This window comes from Paenibacillus sp. S-12 (genome assembly GCF_030363895.1).
Lineage (GTDB): Bacteria > Bacillota > Bacilli > Paenibacillales > Paenibacillaceae > Paenibacillus_B > Paenibacillus_B alvei.
Map to the genome: position 1 here is coordinate 114,599 of NZ_JASIUF010000008.1, position 26,552 is coordinate 141,150.

Consider the following 26,552-nt stretch of genomic DNA (forward strand, 5'->3'; position numbering starts at 1 on the left):
TTGGTGAAAGATGTCAAGGAGTTGATACTGTGAACACTCAAGAAGTGATGGCTGCATTGCCGCATCGATATCCCTTTCTTATGATTGATCGCGTTACTCATATAGAGGAGGGGAAGTCAGCTCATGGCTACAAGCATATTACCCATAATGAATGGTTCATATCCGCTGCTATGCCCTTTATGCCAGACACGCTCATTATTGAAGCACTTGCTCAATTAGGCGCATTTACAGCGATTCATCGTCAGCCGGGGAGCTTAGGACTCTTGTCTTCCTTGAAGGGGGTTGAATCACTCGGACGAGCATATGCGGGTGACAAGCTGGATCTGACATATGAGGTGCTGCGAAGCAAAAAGGGATTTACGATTGGCAAAGGCGAGGCATCTGTTGAAGGACGAGTCATTCTGAGAGCGGATGAAATTATGATTTATTCACAAGTTGAATAACGAACATGACTGTTGACTGATTTATATGTTTTATTGCTGAAGTGATACATAGCAAAGAGTCGTCCGAGGGATTCCTTGGACGACTCTTTTTGTAATGCTCAACGATACAATTACTTATTTTACATCCCATAATGCTGGAACATTAGGCGGCTCCCAGCCAGCTATTGCGGTATGAGGCTGACGGCATTCGTAGACTGTGCCATTGAAAGTAACTTTGTCGCCAACCGCATAAGCTTTATTTACTTCCCAAGGAGCTACAGCAGGTGCATCAGCAGTTGTAGCAGAAATAGCATTGCTGTCGGCAGACACATTGCCAGCAGCATCGAATGCGCGAACCGTAAACGTATACGTTGTCTTCGGGCTCAAGCCTGTAACCACATAATCCGTAGTCGTTCCTGATACAGTAGCAACTAATGTTGTGCCGCTATAAATGCGGTAACCGGCGACGCCAACATTATCCGTTGATGGGCTCCACATCAGTGATACGGAAGTGGATGTTGGTGTACCCATTACATGCAAGTTTTTTGGTGCAGTTGGCGGCTCGTTATCAATAGGAACCGTTGGTGTGGTAACACTTACTGCATTGCTTGCAGCAGATTGGTTGCCAGCAGCATCCAACGCCTTCACGGTAAATGTGTATGCTGTATTGGAGGTGAGACCGTTTACCGTATAGGTGAGTGTAGAGCCTGAAACCGTTCCTACAAGAGAACTTCCATTGTAAATATTGTAACCGGCTACACCAACGTTGTCAGAAGAAGCATCCCATTTCAAGGACACGCTTGTTGCCGTTGTTGTCGTTACTGCCAAGTTTGCTGGAGCAGTAGGAGGCTGGTTGTCACCAGGGTTCGAACCGCCGAAGTTAACGTCGATAACATTATAGAAAGCGTTTGCAGTATCGGCAATCTCCCATACTGCGAGGATGACATGATATCCTGTACGGTTCGGTACATTACAAGTATCCGAATACGTGAATGGCGGGCGAATGCCTCCATAATTAACGCTGCAGAATGGTGTTAAATCGAAGGAATCGCGAGTCAGCTTTGCGTTAGCGTTCCAATTTTCCTTCGTAATATAGTATTTCCAGCTTGTTGTTGCATGAGCTGCGGTTAGTTTCCAGTTGAACGTGTTTTGTCCAGGAGTGATGTTGACCTTCGTCCAGCGAGTGGCGGATTGCTCATCCAGTTCAGGGAAGGCGCCGTTAGCGCTTGCAATTTTGCCGTCCGCAGGGCCAGCACTCGGAAATCCCTTAAGCGCTTCCAAACTTTGCGGCTCATATTGGACAGCTCCGCAGTTTTTATTCTGACCTGTTTTACACAAAGCAGCTCTACTTGCTGGCCCCTCGACATAGCCATGACCAAAGGCTTTATCAGCAAAAAGCACCATACAAATAACGGTTACGAGCATTGCGCCAAGACCGACAAACAGCTTCATTGTTATGGGGTTGGACATGCGCAGTTGATTCACACTATCTACCTCCTAAGAATAATGGGGATCTCGCGAAAACCATTCAAAATGAAATGTTAAACCCTTTAAACTTGAACGTCGGCCTCCTTTCCTTATTAGGTTGTCAAAAAAAACAGGGAGCTCCTAGATGACGCTATGAATATAGCTTCTAGCAACTCTTTTTATATAAACTCAATAGAGTTCATATACGAAGCAAAAATCAGCCAAAGTAATGAAGGAATACAGGAAAGATTAGTGATAAAGCGGGATTCTTGAGCTAGCACATTCGTGGTTGAGATATAGAAGGGAGACATGTTGTGGAATCTTGGTGTCGTTATTTGTCTCTATCATACTTGAAAGTGTGAATAAAGTGTGAACGAAATATTTTAATTAGATTGCACTTGTTATTATAAAAATTAATTAAACCGCATTAACTTTTGAGGGATGAACAGGGATCGAAGCGTGGTTCATACGTATAAATAAGTAAGAAGGATGCGCCATCCTTTATCGTGAAGAGGCATACATCCTTCTTAGGGCAATGCTGTGTGATGTGATTAGCTTGAAAAGTCACCATTATCATGATTGATTTGCCATTGAATGCCGAATTTATCCGTCAAGTTGCCGTAGGCTTTGCTCCAGAATGTTTCTTGAAGCTCCATGCCTACTTGTCCGCCTTCCTTAAGTTTGTTGAAGATGGATGTCAATTTATCGACATCTGTGTCAACAATGGAAAGAGTGATATTATTGCCAGCTTGGAACGGCATGCCCGGGCATACGTCAGAAAACATCACGATGGTTCCCTGGATGTTCAGTCGTGTGTGCATGACCAAATTATCGGCCTCCTCAGGAAGAGGGTTGGATGGATCTGATGGTGTGTCCCCAAATGTCATGATGTGAGGCTTGTCTAGCCCGAACACTTCGGCATAGTACTCGACTGCCTCACGGCAGTTGCCGTTGAAGTTGAGATAAGGATGGATGGACATGGTTGGCTTCACTCCTTAATTGGTTTACTGTTTGTCCAGGGGACAATCAGGCCTTGTGCATACTAGCATTATTGTCGTTTCACAGTTCATTATACATGCAAAAGATTTTCGGTTTTCTTAAATTTTATCTATATTTTTATAGAGTTCATCGTTTTAAAGATAAGGCATACTATCACAGGAAAGTCATTTTAACGAAGATGCTATTCTTGCCTATAACATGGGTTATGGAGAAGATTGAGCATTGTTTAAACAGGGTTCCAAGTGGGATATATTGGAGAAAATGAAATGTATAAGGTGGTATATAACACTTTTACATACAAGGAAGGATTGATTTCTTTATGACAGAACCGATTGCAGTGCCCGATCTCTCATCAAGACCTTATCGGCTTACGGTGGAACGTGAGATGCAGAACCCTCCAGCAGTTTTATACGAAGCATGGACACGGCTGATTGATCACTGGTTCGCGGAACCGGGGAGCGTAATAATGAAGGGAGAGGTGAATTCGGTTTTTTATTTTGAAACCGTATACCGACCAGACTCCATGCTTGTGGTTGAGCGCCATCCGCATTATGGGAGATTTTTGCGACTCGAACAGGATCGGCTAGTAGAACTGACATGGGTAACAGGGAATGGGGGGACGAAGGGAGCCGAGACGGTGGTAACCGTTGGTCTGCATCCCTTTGGCAAAGGAACGAAGCTAAGCCTAACGCATGCTGGTTTTCCAGACGAAGTCTCCAAAAATCAACATGAGCAAGCATGGCCATTGGTACTAGAACAGCTTGACAGGCGTATGAAGATCGCTGAATGAGAGCAATTGCTAGCCCTTGCCATAATCGTCGCAGTTTCATCAATATACAGGAACAACATCCTAACGAATTTTGGCGTGGGATCATAAGTTGATGTTCTGTTTGCCTTCGAACTGGTCTGCGGGTGCTGGATGCAATCCAACATCCTCTATCGCTTCTTGCTTCATCATCGCTTGAATGCTTTGCCGAAGCAGGTCTTGATTGTCCTGAAAATGAAGTAGAGCGATTCATATCGGTCCTCGCAATGCTGTCCTGTACGGTTAAAGGTACTTGAGGATGGCACCGAGCAGCTCATAATTCGAAAATGCAGTTTTCATAAAGTTAAAGCGTTTATCGATTGACAGGATATGGTTTACGTACTAGTATAAAAAACAACCTCAATGATAATACAAACTACCTTTTGACCACTACGATTTGCTTTTCAACTAGATTTACTCACCGTTATAAATTGCTTTTCATTTCGACACATCAATGATAAGACAGAGCAAAGTTCACATCTTATGCGTAGGAGGAATCGAATATGGAACACACAACAATTCCAGATTTCTTAGAAAGCAAACAGGAGCAATGGGACGAGGAGTATAAATCTAATGTATGGAGTTATTTGTCGGATATTACGGAATACGCTCGATATTCGGTGGTGTATGGGTATATAAGGAAATTTATCGGAGAAGAGGGCATCCTGGATATGGGCTGTGGTACTGGCATCCTGTTCGATATGCTCCTTGAGAGTGAAAAGGAAGGATACACAGGGGTTGATCTGTCACAGGAAGCAATCAAGCTGGCATCAGCCAAAACATCGCAGGACATATTCCATTGTGGAGATATTAATCATTATGTACCTGCTAAACAATATGATGTCATTGTATTCAACGAATCATTGCACTACGTGCCTAACACGGCCAACAAGCTGCTAGAGTATTCGAACTATGTAACTTCGAGTGGTGTAATCATTTCTTCCTTATATTCACATAAAAATACGGAAGATCCTGCATTCGCCATCATTGAAAATAAAATTGCTGAAATCGAGCAGTGCGGCTTCTTTGAAGTGATGGATAAAGTTAGCCTCTTCAATCATAATGCTGGGTTGAAGTGGTATATTCATTTGTTAAAACGCAAACAAACCAAGCCATAAGGAGAATGCGAATATCATAGTGCGGGAAGCCGTCGCAAAGTTCTCGAAGGACTTGGCAGACGGCTCTCTGTATTGTTTCAGTCAATAACAGATATTTACAATTTATTTCTTGACAACAGACTCGTAAGGATAAAATGTTAGTGAAGTTCATGCTGTTATCGATTTGAGGTTCCAAGTTCTTTCAAAAATAATATTGTTGACAGATTTATCTTTTCAACTTTATTATTTTTGGTAACAAATCTACTAATTCAGTGGAGCATGCTTATGTGGTTTCTGTTGCTGAGGGAAGCGCTTGTCTCGGCGGTGGCACAGCTTTGGAACAATGGTTTCCTTGAAGCTCTAAAAAGTAATATTCTTCATATTCTTCGATTGTCAAATTAATGACCCTCTTTCATATAATATCACCGCTTCTATCATGCTTGAAGGGATAGACGAAATTCGGTTAGAACAAGCGCTGCATCTCTTTATTGGAGAACAGGATGCACTACGATGCGGTTTGATATTATTGATGATTTGCCTCTCCTAGTTGTCCATATCGAATCGACTATCATATGACGAAGCCGGACTTCTCGCGTGATCCTAAGTAGGAAGTACGATTGAAGCAGCAAATTATGCAGGAAATAAGTTGAGCATTTGGCCTCACATCGGCTCCGCTCTTTCACGTCAGCTTGATTAAGCGTTCTCACCATACCTTCCTACCTTACATAAGAACCTCACACGATTATTGACATTTTCCAAAACAAATCATTTAAGCACTTACAGGCTGCTCAACAACATCGGTTACACCGCATTTGTCTCTCAGTCGCTCATCCTTGGCGAATGTATATCGCCGTAGCTGGCAGGATTATCAAGCTCCTGAATGAGGGTTGCTATTTATCCGAGGAAGGCGTGTGTTCTTTCTTGACAATTGCCGGCCATTTGATGATAGGGCTAGAGGCACCGTCTTTTCAAATATCCATTCGAGCCAACTTCTCATTGAATTTACAAATCATGGAGAGGAGAGTGAAGATGAACAAGGAAGAGATCGTGGCTTTATGAAAGCGGAGATTGCGACGATCTTCAGTCAGGAGCCGGATGTTAGTTCAGACGCTAAAAACATCAAAACAACATGGCATGAGGAAGAAAGTTAGGATGTCATGAATGGGTTGAAAAAGTGGATAACGTTTGGCGGCATTGCCGATGTGTTCCTCGTTGTTGCATCGAATTAAGGCAAGAGCACCGTTTTTTCCTCGTCGAACGTTCTTACGTCGGTGTTGAAACGAAAGCAATAGAAGGGCTTATGGCATCACGAGCGACCCATCTTGCAGAAATTCATTTGCAAAACGTCATAGTTCCGAAATCACATGTAATTGGGAAACTGAACTTTGGCTTCGAATATGTCGTATCGAATGCTTTGGACAATGGCCGATACAGTATAGCATGGGCAGGAGTTGGCATCGCACAAGAAGGAGTGGATGCGATGGTATCCTACTCCCGTATTCGTAACCAATTCGTTACGACATAATTACAAGCGAAGTCTATTATTCTAATAAGAGGTCCGTATGAGCGAGAAAACAGAATGGAAGTGCGTTGTGTGGGACTTGGATAATACGCTGTGGGATGGAGTGCTGGTGGAGTCGGCCAACGTCCAACTGAAGCCGGGCATTCGTGAAATTATCGAGACACTCGATCGCCGAGGAATTCTGCAATCCATTGCCAGTAAAAACGATTATGACTTGGCCATGGCCAAACTGAAAGAATTGAGATTGGATAATTATTTCCTCTATCCCGAAATTCATTGGAGCGCCAAATCGACCTCACTTGCTGAGATCCAGAAAAATATTAATATTGGCATGGACACAATCCTCTTCATTGACGATCAACCATTTGAATTGGAAGAAGTAAAAAATGTACATGACAGCGTTCACTGCATAAATGCGGATCAAACTCACACGCTATTATCACTTCCAGGCTTGAACCCGCGATTTATTACCGTTGACTCTGCAAGGAGACGCAAATTATATCAGGCAGATTATGCACGTAAGCTGGCAGAACGCGAGTATGAGGGCCCGTCGGAGGCTTTTCTTGCTACGCTTTCTATGAAGTTCACCATCTATCCTGCGCAGGAAGAGGATTTGCAGCGGGCCGAAGAATTGACAGTCCGCACGAATCAATTGAACGCCACAGGAAGAACATTCAGCTATGAAGAGCTGGACACGTTGCGGAAATCTCCTTATCATCGGCTATTAGTCTGTCAATTGGAAGATAAGTATGGTGATTACGGGAAGATCGGGCTGGCCTTGATTCATATGCTGGACACTCATTGGAAGCTTGAGATGCTGCTGATGTCCTGCCGCGTCGTATCCCGAGGCGTAGGAACTGTGCTGCTCAGTTACATTTTACAAGAGGCTCGAAAACATCAGATACCGCTGTTGGCTGATTTTACAGAAACGGGACGCAACCGCATGATGTACATCAGCTATCGCTTTGCTGGTTTCCGCGAGAAATCATCAGATGGGCAAGGCAACTATGTCTTGGAGCATGATTTAATCAATATTCAAGACTTTCCCCCGTATATTGAAGTCCAATTGCTGAATTGCGAAGGAGGATACTATGAACTATCAAACTGAAATCAGAAGATTCATTCATCAAAACTTGTCCATTAGCGAAGAAAATATTAATTTTTCGGATGACGACAATTATTTTCAATTAGGGTTTGTCAACTCACTGTTTGCAATGAAACTTGTAAACTTCGTGGAGCAGAAGTTCGAAATTGAAGTTGAGAATGATGATCTGGATTTGGAAAACTTCAGCACGATCAATAACTTGATAGCCTTGATTCATAAAAAGGTTAGCTTATAAAGTAACTTTCCCTTCAAACATCCAATTAATCGCCAAGCTTTATTTGCGTACATGGGGATCGGGCGCAGCGTATACGGGCGGTTTGTGGTAATCTGAGGATATGGTACGGAAATATGAAGGCATGATCCGTTATCTGCAGCAAGAAAAAGACGTGAAGCGCATTTGCTCAAAAACATCAACATGATGGATAATATTAAATGTCAGCATATGTGCTAGGCTAGTTAACAAAAATGGATTCAAGTAAGTGGGAATCTAGGCGGGATAGGTGATTAGCATAACGAAGATTGCAGTATTTCGCATACCGGAGCAGGTTCGACCAGAGGAGTATGAATATTTCCTAGGCAAGGTTGCACCGCAGCGCAGAGATCAAGTTAAAAGGTTTAAGTTCATTCAAGACTCATATCGTTCTCTTTTTGGCGAGGCTTTAGTAAGAGCAATTTTGTGCAAAGATTATGGCTATACGAATTCAGACATACGATTTGAGCACAATGAGTATGGCAAACCGCATGTCGTAGGAAATGATGATTTTTCCTATAACATTTCGCATTCTGGATGCTGGGTGCTGATGATATGGGGACATGGAGTGCTCGGCATTGATGTAGAGCAGGTACAGCAGATTGATCTTTCAATAGCAAATCGTTTTTTCTCTGTGCTAGAAACAGAATCCCTCATGCAGAAATCAGAAGGGGAGAGGCTGAATTATTTCTACACGCAGTGGACGTTAAAGGAGAGCTACATCAAAGCAGCGGGAAAAGGTTTATCCATACCGCTGGATTCCTTCTCTATCTTGGAGAATAGTGAGGGGAAATTTGTATTGAACCCGGATGGGGAGCCTGTGTGCTTCCATACGTACGAGCTGGATCACGGCTATAAAGTCGCTGCTTGTACTCATATTGATGCGATTTCACCCTCTATCACATTTGTAACGATGGATGAGATGCGAGATTGGATCCGGTAAAAATGTGATGATAGATAATGAAAAATGAGCCGTCATCTAGTTCGGAAGCAGAACTTGAAGTGACGGCTTTTCATTTTGAGTTTATCGTTTATATATTTGACGATACCGGGCGGGTGTAATTCGTTCAAACTTCTTGAATGACTTAATGAAGTAGCTTGGCTCACTGAAGCCGAGCTCGTTGCTAATTTGCGAGATGGACAGATCGGTCGTCTCCAAGATTTGCTTCGCCCATTCTATCTTTAGGTGTGGGATGAAGACAGAGAAGTTCTCACCGGTTTCCTTTGTAAAAATACGACTGAAATAGCTGGGACTTACGTGACAAAGAGCTGCCATATCCGCTAGTTTTACATTCTCGCTTTTATGAGCATATATATAATCGAATGCGGGCTGAAGAATGGAATTGGAAGCTAGCTTCTGCTGATTTTTCATCTTGTTGATTTGATTGTCAATCAGTGTGTTGTCCAATTCCGATTTAAACGATTGGATGCTTCGGTAGCTGTGATCCGCCAAAAAGCTAGGTGTCGAATGACCACTCGCTAGTGCCTGACGGTACATATCAATGGTCGTATTTTTCGCAATCGCTTCTTCGACAATGTAATTGCATAAATGATAGAGCATTTCAGAAATGGTGACGACCTCATCATAGGATAATACTGGCAAATCACTGTATTCCGGTTCCAGCTTCATGAACTTACGATTTGAATCCGCATTGGCTGGACGGGATACAATCTGTTCAAGCTCCAGCGGATTGTCGCGCAGCTTCACTTGTCCCGCCATAACTGCCCCCATGTACTGATTATTGACGATGATAGGTATGGCGATATCGACAATGTTAAAATGGCATAAATAAATATAGGGTTTATTCAGCCGTACAGCCTCTAGTCCGCCTCGCGCGTCACACTTCTGGCAGTATTGCGATAACGATTCGTCTTGCCGAATGGCTTTGCAGAAGCTTTGGCAATGGCTATGCGCTGTAACGGGAACTCCCTTGTAGTCGGTCGTAATAACGGCCATCTTCGTAACCAAGGAAAGCGAATCCTGCAGCTTCTGCCATTTCTCCATATCAATAATGCTTTCCAAGCTAAATCGTGTACTCATGATGGTTCATTCTCCTTTTGTCCGCTTGGCCTCATTATACATAATATTCTCATCCGAGGACAAGATAATACCATTTTGCAGGAGGAGGATAAGATAATCCGATATGATAGCGCTTTATTTGGCAACAATAGTTCCATGATCTTGTTCTTAGACGAAGTTATAATAAAGATGTTCAAACACACAGAGGAGGCATACAATCATGAGAAAAGCGTTTATCAGTCCAGCAAAATATGTGCAAGGTGAAGATGAACTATACAATTTGGGTTATTTCATCAGAACATTCGGAGATTCTGCTCTTCTAATTGCTCATCCTGACGATGTGCAGCGTGTAAAGAATAAGCTTGAACATACAATGAATAAATATAACGTCACCTTAGTTGAGAGCGGTTTCACAGGAGAATGCTCGCGTCAAGAAGTTAAGCGGTTGCAATTGCTTGCGATTGAGCATAATTGTTCTTGTACAATCGGTCTTGGCGGAGGTAAAGCAATTGATACCGCGAAGTGTGTAGCGGAAGGTGATGCATTGATTATTGTCCCTACGATTGCTGCAACCGATGCGCCTACAAGCCATTCCGCGGTTATGTACACGCCTGAAGGCGAATTTGATGACTATGCTTACTTTAAGCAAAGTCCAAGTGTAGTCATGATTGATACAACGGTTATTGCCAATGCGCCTACTCGCTTTCTCGTGGCAGGCATGGGGGATGCGCTTTCCACATATTTTGAGGCACGGGCAACGGCAAGTTCTTATTCAAACGTGAATGCAGGGCTGCCTTGCGGCGCAATGGCTGGAGTCGGGCCTGCCAAGGGTACAAAAGCAGCACTTGCTCTCGCCAAGCTTTGCTATGAGACACTGTTGGAAGATGGCGCAAAAGCAAAGATGGCCTGTGATGCGAACTTGGTCACGCCAGCACTGGAGAATATTGTGGAAACAAATATTTTGTTGTCCGGTTTAGGATTTGAAAGTAGCGGCTTGGCAGCAGCTCATGCCATCCACAATGGGTTAACGTCACTTGAAGGCACTCACTCTTATATGCATGGGGAGAAGGTAGCCTTTACAACCTTGGTGCAGCTGGTTCTTGAAAATGCAAGTGCGGCAGAAATCAACGAGGTATTGAAGTTCTGTGTCAGCATCGGACTTCCGGTATGCTTGGCCGATCTCGGTGTAACAACCGTTACGAATGAAGAATTACTAGCCGTAGCTCAGAAGTCATGTATTCCTGAGGAATCTATTCACTCCATGCCATTCCCGGTAACCGAAGAGATGGTTGTATCCGCGATTCGAGTGGCCGACCTTATGGGGCAACAATTCAAAGCAAAGGGTGAATAACCGATGAAGAAGATTATGAATCAACCAGAAACATTAGTGCGAGAAATGTGTAACGGTATGGTACTTGCACATCCGGAGCTGGAATTCATTAGTAAATATAAGATTATGAAGAAAAAAAACGTGAATCGCGACAAAGTCACGTTGATTAGCGGTGGAGGAAGCGGTCATGAACCAGCGCATGCTGGCTTTGTAGGCCAAGGCATGCTTGATGTAGCGGTGTGCGGGGATGTATTTGCTTCTCCATCTCAAATCCAAGTCTACCAAGCGTTGAAGGCTTCCGCGAGCAAGAAGGGAACGCTGCTCATTATTAAGAACTACAGCGGCGACATCATGAACTTCAAAAATGCTGCCCACTTGGCGGGTGAAGACGGGATCAAGGTTGACTATGTTAAGGTGGACGACGATATTGCGGTTGAGGACAGTCTGTACACGGTCGGACGCAGGGGTGTAGCGGGTACGGTGCTCGTTCATAAAATTGCCGGCGCTGCCGCGGAAGAGGGCTTGGAGCTTGCAGAAGTGAAGGCAATTGCCCAGCATGCGATTGATCATACAAGAAGCATCGGTTTTGCGCTTACCTCCTGTACGGTTCCTGCAAAGGGCACGCCTACATTTGAACTGAATGACGATGAAATCGAGTATGGTGTTGGGATACACGGCGAGCCGGGAATTCGCAGAGAGAAAATCGCGTCTGCCGATGAATTGGCTCACAAAATGGTGGCGGATTTGTTCCGTGATATGAAAATTTCGGAGGGTTCCCAGCAGGAGCTTGCCGTGTTGATTAACGGATTTGGCGGATCACCGCTGCAAGAATTGTACTTGTTCGCAAATGCAGTGGTTCGTGAGATTCAACGCCAGAACGTAACTGTGATGAAGGTGTTGGTTGGCAATTACATGACAAGCATCGACATGGCTGGAGCATCTGTGTCTTTCATGCGCTTGGATGAGCAATTGAAGCATTATCTGGCAGCAAGTTGTGATACGCCAGCGCTGCAGCTTCATGGTGAATTGCACCCGATTACAGTCGAGAAACAGCAAGGGGATACAGCTGTGGATCGTGAAGTATCTTATCAGAGTGAAACGAATCCAGCGTATGCGAAAACGGAAAAGGACACTTTCTCACTTCACAACCTTATCTTCCTGACAGACAAAATGAGCGAAATCATCATTCAGAACGAAGTTCCGTTCTGCGAGTTGGATGCACATGCAGGCGATGGTGACTTCGGAATGAGTGTAGCGAAGGGTTTCAAGCAATTGAAGAGAGAATGGCATGAGATAATGAATCACCATTCGAACAATATTGGCGAATTCCTGCATGCATGCTCATTAGTCATCATGGAGCACTGCGGCGGCGCATCTGGTCCTATTTGGGGCTCGGCATTCCGCGCTGCAAGCAAATTTGCCGGAGACCGAACTGAACTGTCTATTCCTGAATTTGCACAAATGATGCAGGCGGTTGTGAAAGGCATTCAAGACACGGGGGAACGTTCCTTCGGAAGAGGTGCTGTAGTTGGCGATAAAACATTGGTAGACGCACTAGCGCCATTCGCTGATGCATGGGTGCAAAGTGCGGCTAATGGAGACGGACTAAAGCTCGCTGCGGCTAAGGCTGCGGAAGCTGCTGTTCAGGGTGCTAAGCATACCGAAACAATTGTTGCACGAATGGGAAGAGCAGGCACGGTTGGCGAGCGCAGTATCGGCTATCCAGATGCAGGAGCGTATGCGTTGGGTGTCATCTTCACAGAGCTAGCCCAAGTCATCGAATAAGAATCGTATGATATAGATTTATTTTGACATAGCTATAATTGGTGTAGTAAGCCGGAGCACAACTGTATTGTGCTTCGGTTTTTTATATGGAAAAATATATCTAAAATAGCATTATGTTTAAAATGATCTGATTCAGCATCCGTGATAGGATCGGAAACGTAATACAAAACAAGCCGAAGCTCAACAGAGCGCGGGGGAACCACACATTGGGGTGAAGTCGTATAACGACAGGGGAGTCCGCTTTGACCCGAACCCGACAGCTAACCTCGCAGGCTGCAAAGGGAGAGATGTACAGGATGAATAACACATTTAAGAAAGTCGTACTTACAGGTGCAATTGCATTGGCACCAATTATGGCAGCGAATTCAGCAATGGCTGCACCAATGAAGCCTATGCAAGTATCGAATCCGTTGAACCAAAATTGCTCGAACGTCATTAATACGAACGTCATTCATGTGAACAAGGTTTTCCAAAATAAACAGGAATTGAAGCAATATTTGACGAAATGGGTCGAAGAGTTTCAAAAACAAGTTCATAACACTAAACCTCCTGTTTATAAGCCAGCAAAGCCGGAAGGCAACAAGCCTGGGGTGGAAAAACCAGAGGTAGCAAAGCCAGAAGGAAATAAACCTTCGGCAGAAAAACCAGTAAATCCTGGCGAAAACAAACCTACAAAACCAGAAGAAAACAACAATGCGAACAGCGACTTTGCGAGCCAAGTTATTGACCTGGTGAACAAAGAACGCGCCAATGCAGGCTTGCAGCCGTTGAAATCCGATGCAGCATTGAATAAAGTAGCGATGATCAAAGCAAAAGATATGTACGATAATAACTACTTTAGCCATCAATCCCCAACACTTGGCTCTCCATTTGATTTGATGAGAGCACAAGGCATTAACTACAACACTGCTGGCGAGAACATTGCAAAAGGTCAACGTACGCCGCAAGAAGTTATGAATGCGTGGATGAACAGCGACGGCCATCGCAAGAACATTATGAGCTCCAGCTTCACATCCATCGGTGTTGCATACTACAATGGCGTTTGGGTGCAAGCATTCACAGGCTAATTATCGAATTTGGAATTATATATTAGTCATAGAACCTGCAGAGGAATCTGCAGGTTCTTTTATGTTCGAAGAATGTTTGCAGAGCTTCGTCTGAGGAAATCCAGAATTCATGCTTGCAGCAATAATAAAACCCCTGAACGGAGAAATCCATTCAGAGGTTCTATGTGAATGGTTATACCCACCCGAAAGCTCTGGCAAGCTGAGCTGTGGCAAAGGTAACTGCAATCGCGATACCAAGCGGAATGACGGCAGACAAAACCGTCCATTTTATACTTTTCGTTTCCTTATAAATATTGAATAATGTCGTACCGCAAGGATAGTGGAGCAAGGAGAACAACATCATATTCAAGGCTGTCAACCATGTCCAACCATGCTGTAGAAAAATATCCTTAATGTTCTCCATACCATCTGCATCTACCATAGCACCTGTGGACAAATAGCCCATAAGAAGGATTGGCAGGACAACTTCGTTCGCAGGCAGTCCGAGCAGGAATGCCATAATAATGAAACCATCAAGACCAATCGCATGAGCGAATGGATCGAAGAATGAGGCCATATGGTTCAAGACACTGTCGCCGCCAACCATAACATTGCCAAGAATCCAAGTAAGTACGCCTGCAGGAGCCGCAATAACGACAGCGCGGATCAGTACATTAAGCGATTTGTCACGTGACGATAACAAAATGGTTTTCCAAATCTGCGGTCTGCGATAAGGAGGAAGCTCCAGCGTATAGTGGGTTGGAACACCGCGCAGAGCTGTTTTTGACATCACCCATGATACAGTTAGCGTTACCACAATCCCAATCATAACCATGCCCATAACGATAGCAGCCGTTGCTACGGTTTGCATTCCACTTGCAACACCAGTTGCCATGAACAGAGAAGACAACAGAATAAGTGTAGGCCATCTGCCATTACACGGTACGAAGTTATTCGTCAGAATCGCCAGCATCCGTTCACGAGGCGACTCAATAATTCGTGTGGACAAAATAGCTGCAGCGTTACAGCCGAAGCCCATAGACATTGTCAAGGCTTGCTTCCCATGGCCGCCTGATTTCTTGAACATGCGATCCATATTGAAGGCAACGCGCGGTAAATACCCGAAGTTTTCAAGCAATGCGAAAATAGGGAAGAAGATCGCCATTGGCGGCAGCATTACGCTAATGACCCATGATGTTCCACGATATAAGCCAAGTACGAGAATGCCGTGCAGCCATGCTGGTGCATTCATCGCTTCAAATGCCATGTTTAAGTAGCCTTCGATTACTTCGAAGAAGGAGAATATCATTTCCGACGGAACGTTCGCTCCAGCGATCGTTAGCCAGAATACAACGCCTAGAATGGCGAGCATAATCGGAAATCCCCAAATTGGCGAGGTTAGAACTTTATCTAACCGGTATGTGCTTTTTAACTTATTCTTGTCTTCATACACAATAGCTGTGTTACATATTTCACGAGTCGTACGATAAATATCAGTTACAATTCCGTCTCGGATCGCTTCTCCGCTCGCAAGGCTGCGGGCTCTGGACAATAAAGAGTCCAAAGAATCTGAATTAGTGGCAAGCGGTGTGGCCATACGAAACAACTCCTTTCACTGAATCTGCGGCCGGCGAACTCCATTTGGACTTCATCGAATGAATCAAGCTTTCATCACCGTCCAGCAGACGAAGTGCAATCCATCGTGTTGGATATGCAGTACCAAGCTTTTCACGTATGATCGGTTCAAGCTCAGCGATTTTCTTTTCAATATCCTTGTTATATTGAACGAGCAGCGGGTTAGGGACGATCCGGCCGGAAGCCACTCCCTTGATTTTCTTCATCATTTGGTCAATCCCAGTGCGATGTCTTGCGGAGATCGCTACCGTAGGCACACCGAGCTTCTTCTCAATGGCATTGATGTCGATCTTAACACCGAGCCGCTTCGCCTCGTCCATCAAGTTTATACAGACCACAACACGGTGGGTCATCTCCATTACTTGAAGAGCTAAATTCAAATTACGTTCCAATGATGTTGCGTCTAGCACGACGAGTGTAACGTCAGGCTTTTCAAATATAATATAATCTCGAGCCGCTTCTTCGTCGGCAGAATTGGAGTATAGTGAGTACGTCCCTGGCAAGTCGACCATTTTATACGAAGCACCTTCATGACTGAAGTGACCCTCCGCAGTTAATACAGTCTTTCCCGCCCAGTTCCCGGTATGCTGTCGCATCCCTGTAAGTGTATTGAACAATGTACTTTTTCCTGTATTCGGATTGCCGGCTAGGGCAACCGTATATTGTTCAGTCATTCGTTGTCCCCCCCGACTATTTCTCCGTACATAAGCGTGCTTTCTTCCTTGCGAAGCGCGATCGTTGTATTATTGACCCGGAATGCAATCGGATCGCCGAGCGGGCTGCGCTGCAGCACTTCGATTACATTGCCTGGAACAAATCCGAGATCAAGCAATCTTCTGCGTAATACCCCTTGAACTTCGATTCGATTCAGCCGCACATGTTGGCCAGTGCCAGCATTGTATAATGTTACGTCGTTCGAATGCATTTTCGAATCACTCTCCTGATTTCACCATGTCCCAAAAAGTTTACCTAGAGCAAAACTAATCCCAAAAAAAAGCGAAGTTTTCCGTACATGCCACTTCATTAGTATAGGTCAACTATGTTTGTTAGGCAACAAAAATTTTCCCTAAGGCAAAAAATATATGTTGTTTATACTATGCAAGAAAGGTAGCAACGTTGCCTTCTTCTCTTAATAACTAATAGTTCTGACAAGCTTGATTCAGGCAATTACACATCTCCAACAACATCTAGATTTTTTTATGTCATAAATATCATCTTGAATACATAGCGTAGGTTTTTTTGTAATATACAGGAAATAGACTTGATTGCGTCGAAGGCTTAGGAAGATTCGCTATTTGTATAAAACTAAAGAGTGACATGAAAAAGGAAAGGAAGGTTGTATGTGAACAAGAAATCGAATGCGATTATAAATCGATTGCATATCAAATATCCGATTATACAAGCTGGCATGGCAGGTGGAACGACAACACCTGAGCTTGTGGCGGCTGTATCGAACGCTGGAGGACTTGGAACGCTTGGGGCAGGATACATGTCTCCGGAACAGATGAGAACCGCTATTCGAGCAATTAAGCAGCTTACTGGCAATCCATTTGCCGTAAATCTATTTGTACCAGAGCCTCCTGGCATTGATGGGTGCATTTCGAAAACGGTGATAAAACAATTGGAGGATATCGAAAAGGAAGTGCGAAGAAAGGGGCAAGTAGAAGTAGGCAATATAGGAATCAGCGCGGACAGTTATTTCTTTGATGAAAAAAGCTACCGGGAAACTTTTCATGAACAGGTAAAAGTGATTGTTGAAGAGAAGGTTCCCGTCCTTAGCTTTACATTTGGAATTTTGGATGACTTATATATTCGACAATTGAAAAAGGCTGACATTGTTTTAATAGGGACGGCAACCCATGTTGAAGAAGCGGTTAGTCTTGAAGCTGCAGGAGTTGATATGATTGTGGCACAGGGCAGTGAGGCAGGGGGCCATCGTGGGACATTTGCGGGGGATCCCCATTCTTCCTTAGTTGGGACATTAGCGTTAGTGCCGCTAATCGTCGATCATGTAGCAACACCTGTTATTGCTGCAGGTGGGATTATGGACGGGCGGGGGATTGCTGCTGTTATGGCTCTCGGAGCACAAGCAGCCCAATTAGGTAGTGCATTCCTACTGTGCAAGGAAAGCGGCGCACATCCTGCCTATCAAGAAGCGATTTGTTCTTCTGACGAACGCAGTACAGTTATTACGAAAACCATTTCAGGCAAACCTGCCAGAGGTATACGCAATGAACTAATTCATAGATTGGAGTCGTGTTTAGCTTCCATTCCAGCATATCCAATTATGAATGAGTTGACGAGGAGTGTTAGACAGGCAGCCGCACGTAACAGTGATCCTCAATATATGTCGTTATGGGCAGGGCAAGCTGCCCGAATGGGGGAAATTACAGGTGCAGGTGATAAGATGGAGCAGTTGGTAAAGCAATGGAGATTGGTTGTGAACGCGATGAAAATGGAATAAAAATTGTACGCATGTAATATGAAAATAATGGGCGAAAATATGCTGAAAAATTTGCGAAAATGCGGGAGATTAAGCAATATCGGCATAAGTGTAAGGAATCGGCAAATAGCCATACAAAGTTTCGTTAATGCAAGTTTTGCAAAAAATCAAAAATTCCTTCATAATGGCTTAGGAGAGCTCAACGTTCAGCGTTGGGCTACGAGCATGAATCGCGGAGGAGCAAGACATATGAGTGCTTACATTGGAGAACGTTATCAATTATGCAAAGTCATTTTGCATCTGGCTGATGGAATATTATATGAAGCAATAGATTTATCACTAAAGAGAGACGTATTTATATATTTAGTAGAAAATAAAGGGCTGGATAAGGCTGAACAATGCAAGAAGGCGTTTGGCCAAATCTCGCATTTTTCAAATAATCGATTTTTCCATATGTTGAATGCCGGCACATCCGGCAGTGATTTCTTTGTTGTATTCACATCTTACAATGGAATGCCGCTTGCAAAGTACATACAGCATCACGCATTGAGTGCGACGAAGACGCTGTCGTTGGTTTATGAAGTTGGCAAGGCGGTTCAAGATGCGCTGGAATCAAATATTACGAACTTCTCGGTATCCGTCGATAACTTGTGGATTACGGAAGATCATCAAGTGCTAGTGATGAATTATTGGTCGACTGCGGCTACAGAACGATGCGGTACATTGGGATTATGTTATTTGCTGTATCAATTAAGTACCCTCCATCTGAATGTGCCGCAGTATTATGAAATGTACGAGGCGCGTTTGGCCGGCGCATTGAAGGAGTTGTCGCCTGGTCAGAAGGAAGCATTGTTGTCCCTTGTACAGAGTGTATATTTGGGAGAGAGCTCATCGTTCTCCTTCATGCTTACGCTTCGCGAGATTATGGACTCTCCGAATATACCGGTGAAGACAATTGGAGGCATTTATACACCGCCTGTCCCTAAAGTGGATCCGGAACTGCTCAGTATGGCGGAAGAGGAGACGGAAGAAGAGGAAGCGGCACCTTATGAGGCAGACGGCTCGGAAAATGTGGGCCGCAAGAAGATGATGCTGATCATCGCCTGTGCAGCCGTGTTTATTTGTGTATTGGGCGGTGCGGTCATGTGGGCGAACTCGCTCTCAAAAGCGAATGATGTGGCAGTGACTGATTCAGTTGCGGAATCCAACAACCAGGCCGTAACGGGGAATCCCGCAACGGAGCCGGGATCAGGTTCAGATGCGAGCCAAAATGATTCGGGAACTTCGACGAACGTTACAGAACCGCCCGCAACTGACAACAGCTCATCCAATGACAATTCGGATCAGGAACGCGAGACAGAGTCGGATGACTCGGATCGGAGGAAGAATCAAGACCGTGATCGGGATTCCAACTCAAATAATTCGAGTGTAACTCCGCCAAATACAACACAAGAGAATAAACCTGATGATCATTCAACGGATTCGGGAACTACGAATAACGGTACCCAGGATGGTCAGACAGGAACAACGACGGATCCGACGACGCCTCCTGTGGATGGGCAGCATCCTGAGGGCCAACAGCCAGATCCGAACACGAATCAGACAACCGAACCACCGAAGTCCGGTGAGGTTGCTGTTCCTAATCTAGTAGGGCTGTCGAAAGAAGATGCAGAGAAGCAAATTCTCGCAAGCGGCTTGAAATATGAGTACGTCCTCGAGAACACTGATGAGCAGGAAGCAGGTAAAGTATTTAAGCAAGATGTTCCTGCTGGTGGAGCTGCGAAGAAGGGTGACAAGATTAAATTCTATGTTAGCCGAGCGAAGAAATAACCGGAAAGATCATGAGATAGATTTCATCTAATGAAGAAATGCCCCGAGTGGCCGTACCGAATTGTCGGCAGGCGCTCGGGGCATTTGTATATTGGTCTCGCTGCTAGTTAATTACACGCGCAGTTCAATACTGGCTTTCGTGCTGCTTGTGTTTCATCCAATCGTTTTACATCCGTATAATGAGGAGCATTCAACAGCAGCTCAGGCTGCTCCTTCGCTTCCTGTGCAATTTGAATCATAACATCAATGAAGCGATCCAGTGTCTGCTTGCTTTCTGTCTCCGTAGGCTCAATCATCATGCATTCCTCTACATTAAGCGGGAAGTAGATGGTTGGCGGATGGAAACCGAAGTCGAGAAGGCGCTTGGCAACATCGAGCGTACGAATGCCATATTGCTTCAATCCTTTGCCGGACATGACAAATTCGTGCTTGCACACGCCTGGATATGGAATATCGTAATAAGGAGATAGACGGTGCATCATGTAGTTGGCATTCAGCACGGCGCATTCGGATACACGGCGCAGACCTTCTGGGCCATAAGTGCGAATATAGACATAAGCACGCAAGAGGATACCGAAGTTCCCATTATAGGCCTTAACCCGTCCAATCGACAATGGTGAACCATGATCGAAGTCGTATGAGCCATCCTCAAGTTTCATCACCGTTGGGGATGGGAGGAATGGAATCAGCTTGCTCTTCACGCCTACAGGGCCAGCGCCAGGGCCGCCGCCTCCATGCGGGGTGCTCATCGTCTTATGCAAATTCAAATGGACGACATCGAAGCCCATGTCTCCAGGCCGCGTAATTCCCATAATCGCATTCGAGTTGGCGCCATCGTAATACAGCAACCCTCCTGCTTCATGCACGATGCTTGCGATCTTGACAATATGCTCCTCGAACAATCCAAGTGTACTCGGGTTCGTTAGCATTAGCGCTGCCGTATCAGGGCCGACAGCGGCTCTGAGCGCATCCAGATCAACCAATCCTTGTTCATTGGATGGTATTGTAATTGTATCTAAGCCGGCCACGGTTGCGCTTGCTGGGTTCGTCCCATGCGAAGAATCAGGTACGATTACCTTCGTCCGCTGCTCGCCACGGCTTTCATGGTAGGCGCGAATCATCATTAATCCCGTCCATTCACCATGAGCGCCTGCCGCAGGCTGCAGCGTAACCTTATCCATGCCTGTCAGCGCAGCAAGATCCTCCTGCAGCGTATACATGAGCTCCAATGCGCCTTGTACCGTGTTGATAGGCTGATAAGGATGAATGGCTGCGAGTCCAGTCAGTCTTGCCGCATCCTCGTTAATTTTTGGGTTATATTTCATTGTGCAAGAGCCGAGCGGATAGAAACCATTATCTACGCCAAAGTTGCGGCGTGATAAGGCTGTGTAATGTCTGATCACATCAACTTCATATACTTCAGGCAGCTCAGGCTCCTGACTGCGCAGCATTGAAGCAGGAATGAGTTCTTGAAGCTCGATTTCCGGAACGTCACATTCCGGCAAGGAATAGGCAGTGCGGCCAGGATGGCTTAGTTCAAAAATTAGCGCTTGATCCGGTTTCATACGCAGCTCACCTCCAGCAGGTCGATAAATTGTTCGATGTCCGATTTGGACTTTTTCTCTGTAACGGCAATGAGCATATGTCCCGCAAGCTCAGGATAGAAGCGGCCCAGATCCAAGCCGCCGATAAATCCTTTGTCAAGGAGCAGCCCGTGCAGGCGATCCATATCGGTTCCTTCTGGAAGACGGACTACGAATTCATTGAAGTAAGGTGCTTGGAAAGCTAATGAAAGCTGCTGTTTGCTGTTGATTTGGGCAGAAGCATAATGAGACTTCTGTATATTCAGCTTCGCTACCTCTTGCATTCCCTTTTTGCCCATAACGGACATGTATATCGAAGCGGCAAGTGCAAGCAGCGCTTGGTTCGAGCAAATGTTGGATGTCGCCTTCTCGCGACGAATATGCTGCTCTCTTGCTTGAAGCGTGAGGACAAAGCCGCGCTTGCCATCCAAGTCTTTGGTCAGACCAACAATCCTTCCAGGAATTCGCCGCATATACGGTTCTGCTACCGCAAAGAAACCGCATGTTGGCCCGCCGAATGAAGGTGCAATACCAAGAGGCTGCGCATCTCCGACGCATACATCGACACCGAGCTTGCCAGGGCTCTCCAAAAGAGCAAGGCTTAGCGGGTTCGTACTCATTACGAGCAAACCTTTGTGCGCATGTGCAATTGGTTCGATTGCACGGATATCTTCGATGCAGCCAAAGAAATTCGGTGACTGAATAAGTACGGCAGCAGTCTCGTTCGTGACTGCATGCTCAAGTTGTGCAAGGTCAGTTACGCCGTCTTTATAACCGATCTCGACCACTTCAACATTCAGTCCTCGTGCCATCGTGCGAACAATTTGTCTTGCCTCTGGGTGTACGGTGCTCGATATGACGATCTGCTTGCGCTTCGTTGCGCCTACAGCAAGTGCTCCTGCTTCGGCCATTGCTGTTGCGCCATCATACATGCTTGCATTGGCAACAGCCATGCCTGTCAATTCGCAAATATAGGACTGAAATTCAAAGATTGCTTGCAGCTCACCCTGACTGATTTCAGGCTGATAAGGCGTGTATGCGGTATAAAATTCAGATCTGGAGACCAGATGCTGAATGACAACCGGTATATGATGGTCGTATATTCCTGCGCCAAGGAAGCTGGTGTGGCTCTCATTGTCTGCGTTGCGAGAAGCCAACTGCTTCATATGCTTCATCATGGCTGCTTCATCTAGTGGTTCGGACATAGGAAGCATACCATTGTAACGAATGGATGCTGGTATATCGCGGAACAGATCTTCCATGGAAGAGATGCCAATCTGCTGCAGCATGTCGGCTTGATCTTGCTCCGTCATTGGAATGTAACGATGCTTCATGATGGATTCGCTCCTTTGGCAGGGATCGGATTTCGTTTATAAAATGGGGTAGGGACAACGCGGGCTTTCAACTGTTTGCCGCGAATTTCTACCATAACCTCGGTATCGAGTTCTGAAAAAGCGGTTTCAATTAAGGCAAGTCCTAAATTGCGCTTCAATGTTGGCGACTGCGTGCCAGTTGTGACCTCACCAATTACGCGCCCGTTGGCAAGCACCGGATAATGAGAGCGGGGAATGCCTTTATCAATCATTTCAATTCCTACCAGCTTCCTTGCTGGGCCATCAGCTTTTTGCTTCGTAAGTGCAACACGGCCAATGAAGTCGCCTTTATCCAGCTTGACGAATCGTCCGAGTCCAGCTTCAAGCGGTGAGATATCAGCGGTAATTTCTTGTCCATAGAGCGGCAGACGTGCCTCGAAGCGCAGCGTGTCTCTTGCCCCCAGCCCTGCTGGCAGCAAGCCGAATGATTCACCGGCACGAAGCAGTTCAGCCCATACCCCCGGAGCATCTTCTGCGGACAAATAGAGCTCGAATCCATCCTCGCCCGTATAGCCAGAGCGGGATAGAAGAGTTGACACGCCGCATACTTGTGCATCCGTTAGGAAATGAAAAGGTGCAAGCGAATCAATAGGCGCTTCTGATACGGTAGAGAGAATAGCTTGGGCATTCGGCCCTTGAAGGGCGATCAGTGCCGTGCGGTTCGATACATTTGTCAAGGTCACGCCATGAATCAAATGCTTCTGCAGCCATGCATAGTCTTTGTCGATGTTGGAGGCATTGACAACAAGCATATATCGGTCACTCTTCATCCGATAGATGAGAATATCATCGACGACTCCTCCGTCAGGGTAGCACATCAGCGTATATTGTGCTTTCCCGTCCTCAAGCCGCGATACATCATTCGTTGTCATCTGTTGAAGAAACGTTAGGGAAGCCGGGCCGCTAACGATAAACTCACCCATATGGGAAACATCGAACAAGCCTGCCTGTGTGCGCACAGCTTCATGCTCCCGCTGAATACCGATAAATTGAACAGGAAGCTCCCAGCCGCCGAAGTCAATGCAGCGTGCACCGGGAAATGTTGAATATTGATCGAATATTGGCGTTCTCTTCAATTGACTCATGAAATCACCTCGATACGCTTATTTGGACAAACCATTGGTATGCGAACAAAAAAGGACAGCCGAAAGAAAAGTGGATGTGTTATCCTCTTCGTCTCTCGCTCTGTCCTTTGTACCTGAGAGTGTCGCCGAATGCTGCAAACGATTCGTCTGCTTCCGCATGTATCATCGGCTTTCCCCTTGGGTGACTGTATTCGATCTGGTGAATTACAGTGCTCTCCAGAGATGCGTCCGGTAAAAGTCCTTTTGCCTGAGAGATTCACGTCTTACGGCTTACTCCTTCGGCGCTGCTATGTCTCAGCAGTCTCTCCCTTTACCATCATTCGCCATTTTCAACTGTCATCTCTACATTAGTTGAGCCTTCCACACTTTGTCAATTGATATTTTCTTCACATTCGATTTCACTGCTTGTCATATTGACAATCGTACGTATCTTGCAATAATCTAAGGTTGTTATAATTACCCAAATGAAATCGTAATTGCGAACGAGGAAGGTCGGGAGAGTTTGACAATGATGATTGTCAACACCGAAGGAGCAAGTTGCCAGCTGCCGATTGGCAATGAATCTCTCAGGTACAATAACCGCCATTCTGACGCAGCTCTGGAGAGTGCATATTTAGTTGCCACCAAAGGGGTAAGTTCTGCCACTATTGTGCTGGAACGGGATCTCTCAGGTACCGAGGACAGAGAACAAGGCGCTAGGCCGCTCTCTGCCCATTTTAATGATCTCTAATGGATAGACGGCCTAATGAATGACATTATGAATGAAATGGGGCGTTGACATGAGTGAAGTGAAGGATGGATTGCTGTACAGTGAAGAGCATGAATGGGTAATCGCCATAGAAGGCAATACAGTACGAGTTGGCATTACAGATCATGCGCAGGCTCAACTGGGAGACATTGTATTCATCGAGTTTCCTTCAGTAGGAACCAGCTTGTCCGCGGGGGACAGCATGGGCTCCATTGAGTCTGTGAAGACCGTATCTGAGTTGTACTGTCCGGTATCTGGAACGATTACGAAGGTAAATGATGAATTGGAAGCGTCGCCAGAGCTTGTGAACAGCAGTCCATACGGAGACGGCTGGATTGCGGAAGTTGAAGTGGAAGGCAGCGCTGCGGAAGCAGTGAAGCATCTGCTGAATGCTGAGCAATATGCGAAGCTGATTGACTAATAATAGAAGGATCAATGGGTTGTGTACGTAGAACCTGCTGTATCGGTATAATGCTGGTGCAGCAGGTTTTTTTCATCCACAAAGTGAGAAGTTTCGATAGGATTCGCCGCCGAAAAAGAGTACAATAGAAGCATCGACAACCAGACGTTACAATGCTAAATAGAATGCTAGGTGAGTGGAATGACAATCGCTTTTTTTGATTCGGGAATGGGTGGTATTACGGTATTGGCTGAGGCTATGAAGCAGCTGCCACAAGAGCAATATTTGTTTTATGCAGACACGCTTCATGTTCCATATGGGACAAAGTCGCAGCAGGAAGTGATGCGTCATGTGCAATCTGCTGTTGAGGAAATCATGCAGCATCATGTGAAGGCGCTTGTAATCGCGTGCAATACGGCAACGAGTATCGCAGCATCTGAATTGCGGCGGAATTACAATATTCCGATTATCGGCATGGAGCCCGCAGTCAAGCCGGCAGTAGAAATGAATCGCAATAACGGCAAGCGTGTACTTGTATTTGCAACAGCCTTAACGTTAAGCCAAGACAAATACCATACACTGGTCACTCGTCTTGATGAGGAACATATTGTTGATTCGATTCCTTTGCCGGAATTGGTAGAATATTGCGAGCAATTAAACTTTGATAAGGGAGTGATAGGAGACTTCTTTGCACAGAAGCTTGCTGGGATTGACTTGAGTCAGTACGGTACAATTGTGTTAGGGTGTACGCACTACCCCTATTATAAGCACATTTTGAGAGAAATAGTCCCTGATCATATCCAGCTCATTGACGGGAGTCAAGGCACAGTGCAGCGGTTAGCCCAAGTGTTGCAAGAGAAGCAGTTGAATCAGCTATCAGATCAGACAACAAGCCCAACAATTCAATTTATGTGTTCGAGTCATGATCAACAGTACATAAATAAGTTGCAGATTGCACTTCATACCTATCAGACCTTCGGGGGAATGGATACGAATGAACAGTCAATTGTTCGAGCTGACGGGGAGCAGTACTAAGCTGATCCCTATGCTTCCTGAACATACGGAAGATTTATATGAAGCAGCGTCTCATCCAGATATATGGCATTACTTGCCGCGCACGATCCGCAGTTTTGCAGATGCAGAACGGACGATTCATGATGCTGTTCTGAACCGTGAGAAGGGGATCGAGTATCCATTCGTTGTCATTGATCAGCTTACTGGGCGAATAATTGGTGCAACGAGAATTATGAATATGTCCGTCTTGCATCGCTACGCTGAAATTGGCGGTACATGGTATCATCCATCAGTATGGCGTACCCGCATCAATACCGAGTGCAAATATTTGCTTCTGCAATATTGCTTCGAACAGATACATACGATTCGTGTTCAGCTGACGGCGGATGTACGCAATGAACGCTCAAATCGGGCAATCCAACGGTTAGGAGCCGTGCTTGAAGGGAGATTGCGGCGTCATCGGGTGATGGAGGACGGGTATATTCGTGATTCTAATGTGTACAGCATTGTTGATGAGGAATGGCCCCAGGTGAAAGAAAGGCTCGAGCAATTTTTGAATCAGGTATATGTATAAGTTATAACACTATTAATTG

Annotated in this window: 24 protein-coding genes and 4 riboswitches; of the genes, 15 read left to right on the forward strand and 9 right to left on the reverse strand. The window is 45.4% G+C overall.

The window, feature by feature from the left end:
• Positions 1-29 precede the first annotated feature (29 nt).
• Positions 30-443 (forward strand): 3-hydroxyacyl-ACP dehydratase FabZ family protein, encoded by a 414-nt coding sequence (locus tag NO352_RS08095; RefSeq protein ID WP_005549633.1) that lies wholly within the window; start codon positions 30-32, stop codon positions 441-443.
• Positions 444-557: 114 nt separating this feature from the next.
• On the opposite strand, the gene NO352_RS08100 is transcribed toward NO352_RS08095, so the two are convergent.
• Positions 558-1,907: a lytic polysaccharide monooxygenase gene (locus NO352_RS08100; RefSeq protein WP_289355308.1), complete on the reverse strand. Its 1,350-nt coding sequence runs from the start codon at positions 1,905-1,907 to the stop codon at positions 558-560.
• 533 nt (positions 1,908-2,440) lie between these two features.
• On the reverse strand, positions 2,441-2,869 hold the full coding sequence (locus NO352_RS08105) for a VOC family protein (protein ID WP_289355309.1): 429 nt from the start codon (positions 2,867-2,869) through the stop codon (positions 2,441-2,443).
• Positions 2,870-3,207: 338 nt separating this feature from the next.
• On the opposite strand from NO352_RS08105, the gene NO352_RS08110 reads away from it, so the two are divergent.
• The 6 genes from NO352_RS08110 to NO352_RS08135 all read left to right on the forward strand — a co-directional run bounded on the left by NO352_RS08110 (position 3,208) and on the right by NO352_RS08135 (position 8,610).
• Positions 3,208-3,678 carry an SRPBCC family protein gene (locus NO352_RS08110; RefSeq protein ID WP_005549627.1) on the forward strand — a complete coding sequence of 157 codons (471 nt, stop codon included), beginning with the start codon at positions 3,208-3,210 and terminating at the stop codon, positions 3,676-3,678.
• Between the two features lie 518 nt (positions 3,679-4,196).
• On the forward strand, positions 4,197-4,811 hold the full coding sequence (locus NO352_RS08115; RefSeq protein WP_005549625.1) for a class I SAM-dependent methyltransferase: 615 nt from the start codon (positions 4,197-4,199) through the stop codon (positions 4,809-4,811).
• Between the two features lie 1,279 nt (positions 4,812-6,090).
• Positions 6,091-6,315, forward strand: coding sequence for an acyl-CoA dehydrogenase family protein (locus NO352_RS08120; protein WP_289355310.1), 225 nt, complete (start codon positions 6,091-6,093; stop codon positions 6,313-6,315).
• Positions 6,316-6,352: 37 nt separating this feature from the next.
• Entirely contained in the window at positions 6,353-7,420 is a 1,068-nt protein-coding gene (locus tag NO352_RS08125) for an HAD-IIIC family phosphatase (RefSeq protein WP_289355311.1), read from the forward strand.
• Positions 7,404-7,652 carry an acyl carrier protein gene (locus NO352_RS08130; RefSeq protein ID WP_005549619.1) on the forward strand — a complete coding sequence of 83 codons (249 nt, stop codon included), beginning with the start codon at positions 7,404-7,406 and terminating at the stop codon, positions 7,650-7,652. The genes NO352_RS08125 and NO352_RS08130 overlap by 17 nt, the downstream gene beginning before the upstream one ends.
• A gap of 265 nt (positions 7,653-7,917) precedes the next feature.
• Positions 7,918-8,610 (forward strand): 4'-phosphopantetheinyl transferase family protein, encoded by a 693-nt coding sequence (locus NO352_RS08135; RefSeq protein WP_268600273.1) that lies wholly within the window; start codon positions 7,918-7,920, stop codon positions 8,608-8,610.
• An 81-nt stretch (positions 8,611-8,691) separates the two neighbouring features.
• On the opposite strand, the gene NO352_RS08140 is transcribed toward NO352_RS08135, so the two are convergent.
• Positions 8,692-9,708, reverse strand: coding sequence for a PocR ligand-binding domain-containing protein (locus NO352_RS08140; RefSeq protein WP_005549617.1), 1,017 nt, complete (start codon positions 9,706-9,708; stop codon positions 8,692-8,694).
• Between the two features lie 199 nt (positions 9,709-9,907).
• On the opposite strand from NO352_RS08140, the gene NO352_RS08145 reads away from it, so the two are divergent.
• The 3 genes from NO352_RS08145 to NO352_RS08155 all read left to right on the forward strand — a co-directional run bounded on the left by NO352_RS08145 (position 9,908) and on the right by NO352_RS08155 (position 13,869).
• A complete protein-coding gene (locus NO352_RS08145) occupies positions 9,908-11,038 on the forward strand; it encodes a glycerol dehydrogenase (RefSeq protein WP_005549615.1) in 1,131 nt (376 codons plus the stop codon).
• Positions 11,039-11,041: 3 nt separating this feature from the next.
• Positions 11,042-12,802 carry a dihydroxyacetone kinase subunit DhaK gene (dhaK, locus tag NO352_RS08150; RefSeq protein WP_289355312.1) on the forward strand — a complete coding sequence of 587 codons (1,761 nt, stop codon included), beginning with the start codon at positions 11,042-11,044 and terminating at the stop codon, positions 12,800-12,802.
• 161 nt (positions 12,803-12,963) lie between these two features.
• Positions 12,964-13,092: riboswitch (cyclic di-AMP (ydaO/yuaA leader) on the forward strand.
• A 6-nt stretch (positions 13,093-13,098) separates the two neighbouring features.
• A complete protein-coding gene (locus NO352_RS08155; RefSeq protein WP_040736364.1) occupies positions 13,099-13,869 on the forward strand; it encodes a CAP domain-containing protein in 771 nt (256 codons plus the stop codon).
• Positions 13,870-14,041: 172 nt separating this feature from the next.
• On the opposite strand, the gene NO352_RS08160 is transcribed toward NO352_RS08155, so the two are convergent.
• Genes NO352_RS08160 through NO352_RS08170 form a run of 3 tightly spaced genes read right to left on the reverse strand, consistent with a single transcriptional unit; the run spans position 14,042 to position 16,408 of the window.
• A complete protein-coding gene (locus NO352_RS08160; RefSeq protein WP_289355313.1) occupies positions 14,042-15,445 on the reverse strand; it encodes a nucleoside recognition domain-containing protein in 1,404 nt (467 codons plus the stop codon).
• Complete coding sequence (locus NO352_RS08165) at positions 15,423-16,157, reverse strand: FeoB small GTPase domain-containing protein (RefSeq protein ID WP_289355314.1); 735 nt, start codon at positions 16,155-16,157, stop codon at positions 15,423-15,425. The genes NO352_RS08160 and NO352_RS08165 overlap by 23 nt, the downstream gene beginning before the upstream one ends.
• Positions 16,154-16,408 carry a FeoA family protein gene (locus tag NO352_RS08170; RefSeq protein ID WP_005549607.1) on the reverse strand — a complete coding sequence of 85 codons (255 nt, stop codon included), beginning with the start codon at positions 16,406-16,408 and terminating at the stop codon, positions 16,154-16,156. The genes NO352_RS08165 and NO352_RS08170 overlap by 4 nt, the downstream gene beginning before the upstream one ends.
• 417 nt (positions 16,409-16,825) lie before the next feature.
• Here NO352_RS08170 and NO352_RS08175 point away from each other — a divergent pair, with 417 nt between their 5' ends.
• Both NO352_RS08175 and NO352_RS08180 read left to right on the forward strand, forming a co-directional pair.
• Entirely contained in the window at positions 16,826-17,947 is a 1,122-nt protein-coding gene (locus NO352_RS08175; protein WP_268600275.1) for an NAD(P)H-dependent flavin oxidoreductase, read from the forward strand.
• A 228-nt stretch (positions 17,948-18,175) separates the two neighbouring features.
• The gene (locus NO352_RS08180; RefSeq protein ID WP_289355315.1) at positions 18,176-19,756 is read left to right on the forward strand and encodes a PASTA domain-containing protein; all 1,581 of its coding nucleotides are present in this window, start codon (positions 18,176-18,178) and stop codon (positions 19,754-19,756) included.
• Positions 19,757-19,863: 107 nt separating this feature from the next.
• Here NO352_RS08180 and gcvPB read toward each other — a convergent pair whose 3' ends face one another.
• Genes gcvPB through gcvT form a run of 3 tightly spaced genes read right to left on the reverse strand, consistent with a single transcriptional unit; the run spans position 19,864 to position 23,797 of the window.
• The gene (gene gcvPB, locus NO352_RS08185) at positions 19,864-21,321 is read right to left on the reverse strand and encodes an aminomethyl-transferring glycine dehydrogenase subunit GcvPB (RefSeq protein ID WP_289355316.1); all 1,458 of its coding nucleotides are present in this window, start codon (positions 21,319-21,321) and stop codon (positions 19,864-19,866) included.
• Positions 21,318-22,673 (reverse strand): aminomethyl-transferring glycine dehydrogenase subunit GcvPA, encoded by a 1,356-nt coding sequence (gene gcvPA / locus NO352_RS08190; RefSeq protein ID WP_289355317.1) that lies wholly within the window; start codon positions 22,671-22,673, stop codon positions 21,318-21,320. The genes gcvPB and gcvPA overlap by 4 nt, the downstream gene beginning before the upstream one ends.
• The gene (gene gcvT, locus NO352_RS08195) at positions 22,670-23,797 is read right to left on the reverse strand and encodes a glycine cleavage system aminomethyltransferase GcvT (RefSeq protein WP_268600279.1); all 1,128 of its coding nucleotides are present in this window, start codon (positions 23,795-23,797) and stop codon (positions 22,670-22,672) included. The genes gcvPA and gcvT overlap by 4 nt, the downstream gene beginning before the upstream one ends.
• A gap of 98 nt (positions 23,798-23,895) precedes the next feature.
• Positions 23,896-24,019: riboswitch (glycine riboswitch) on the reverse strand.
• A 3-nt stretch (positions 24,020-24,022) separates the two neighbouring features.
• Positions 24,023-24,117: riboswitch (glycine riboswitch) on the reverse strand.
• Positions 24,118-24,280: 163 nt separating this feature from the next.
• Positions 24,281-24,389, forward strand: a riboswitch (glycine riboswitch).
• Between the two features lie 187 nt (positions 24,390-24,576).
• Here gcvT and gcvH point away from each other — a divergent pair.
• The 3 genes from gcvH (at position 24,577) to NO352_RS08210 (ending at position 26,533) form a co-directional block, all read left to right on the forward strand.
• Positions 24,577-24,966 (forward strand): glycine cleavage system protein GcvH, encoded by a 390-nt coding sequence (gene gcvH, locus NO352_RS08200; protein WP_040736355.1) that lies wholly within the window; start codon positions 24,577-24,579, stop codon positions 24,964-24,966.
• Positions 24,967-25,146: 180 nt separating this feature from the next.
• Positions 25,147-25,980: a glutamate racemase gene (gene murI / locus NO352_RS08205; RefSeq protein WP_289355318.1), complete on the forward strand. Its 834-nt coding sequence runs from the start codon at positions 25,147-25,149 to the stop codon at positions 25,978-25,980.
• Entirely contained in the window at positions 25,940-26,533 is a 594-nt protein-coding gene (locus NO352_RS08210) for a GNAT family N-acetyltransferase (RefSeq protein WP_289355319.1), read from the forward strand. The genes murI and NO352_RS08210 overlap by 41 nt, the downstream gene beginning before the upstream one ends.
• The last annotated feature ends 19 nt before the right edge of the window (positions 26,534-26,552 follow it).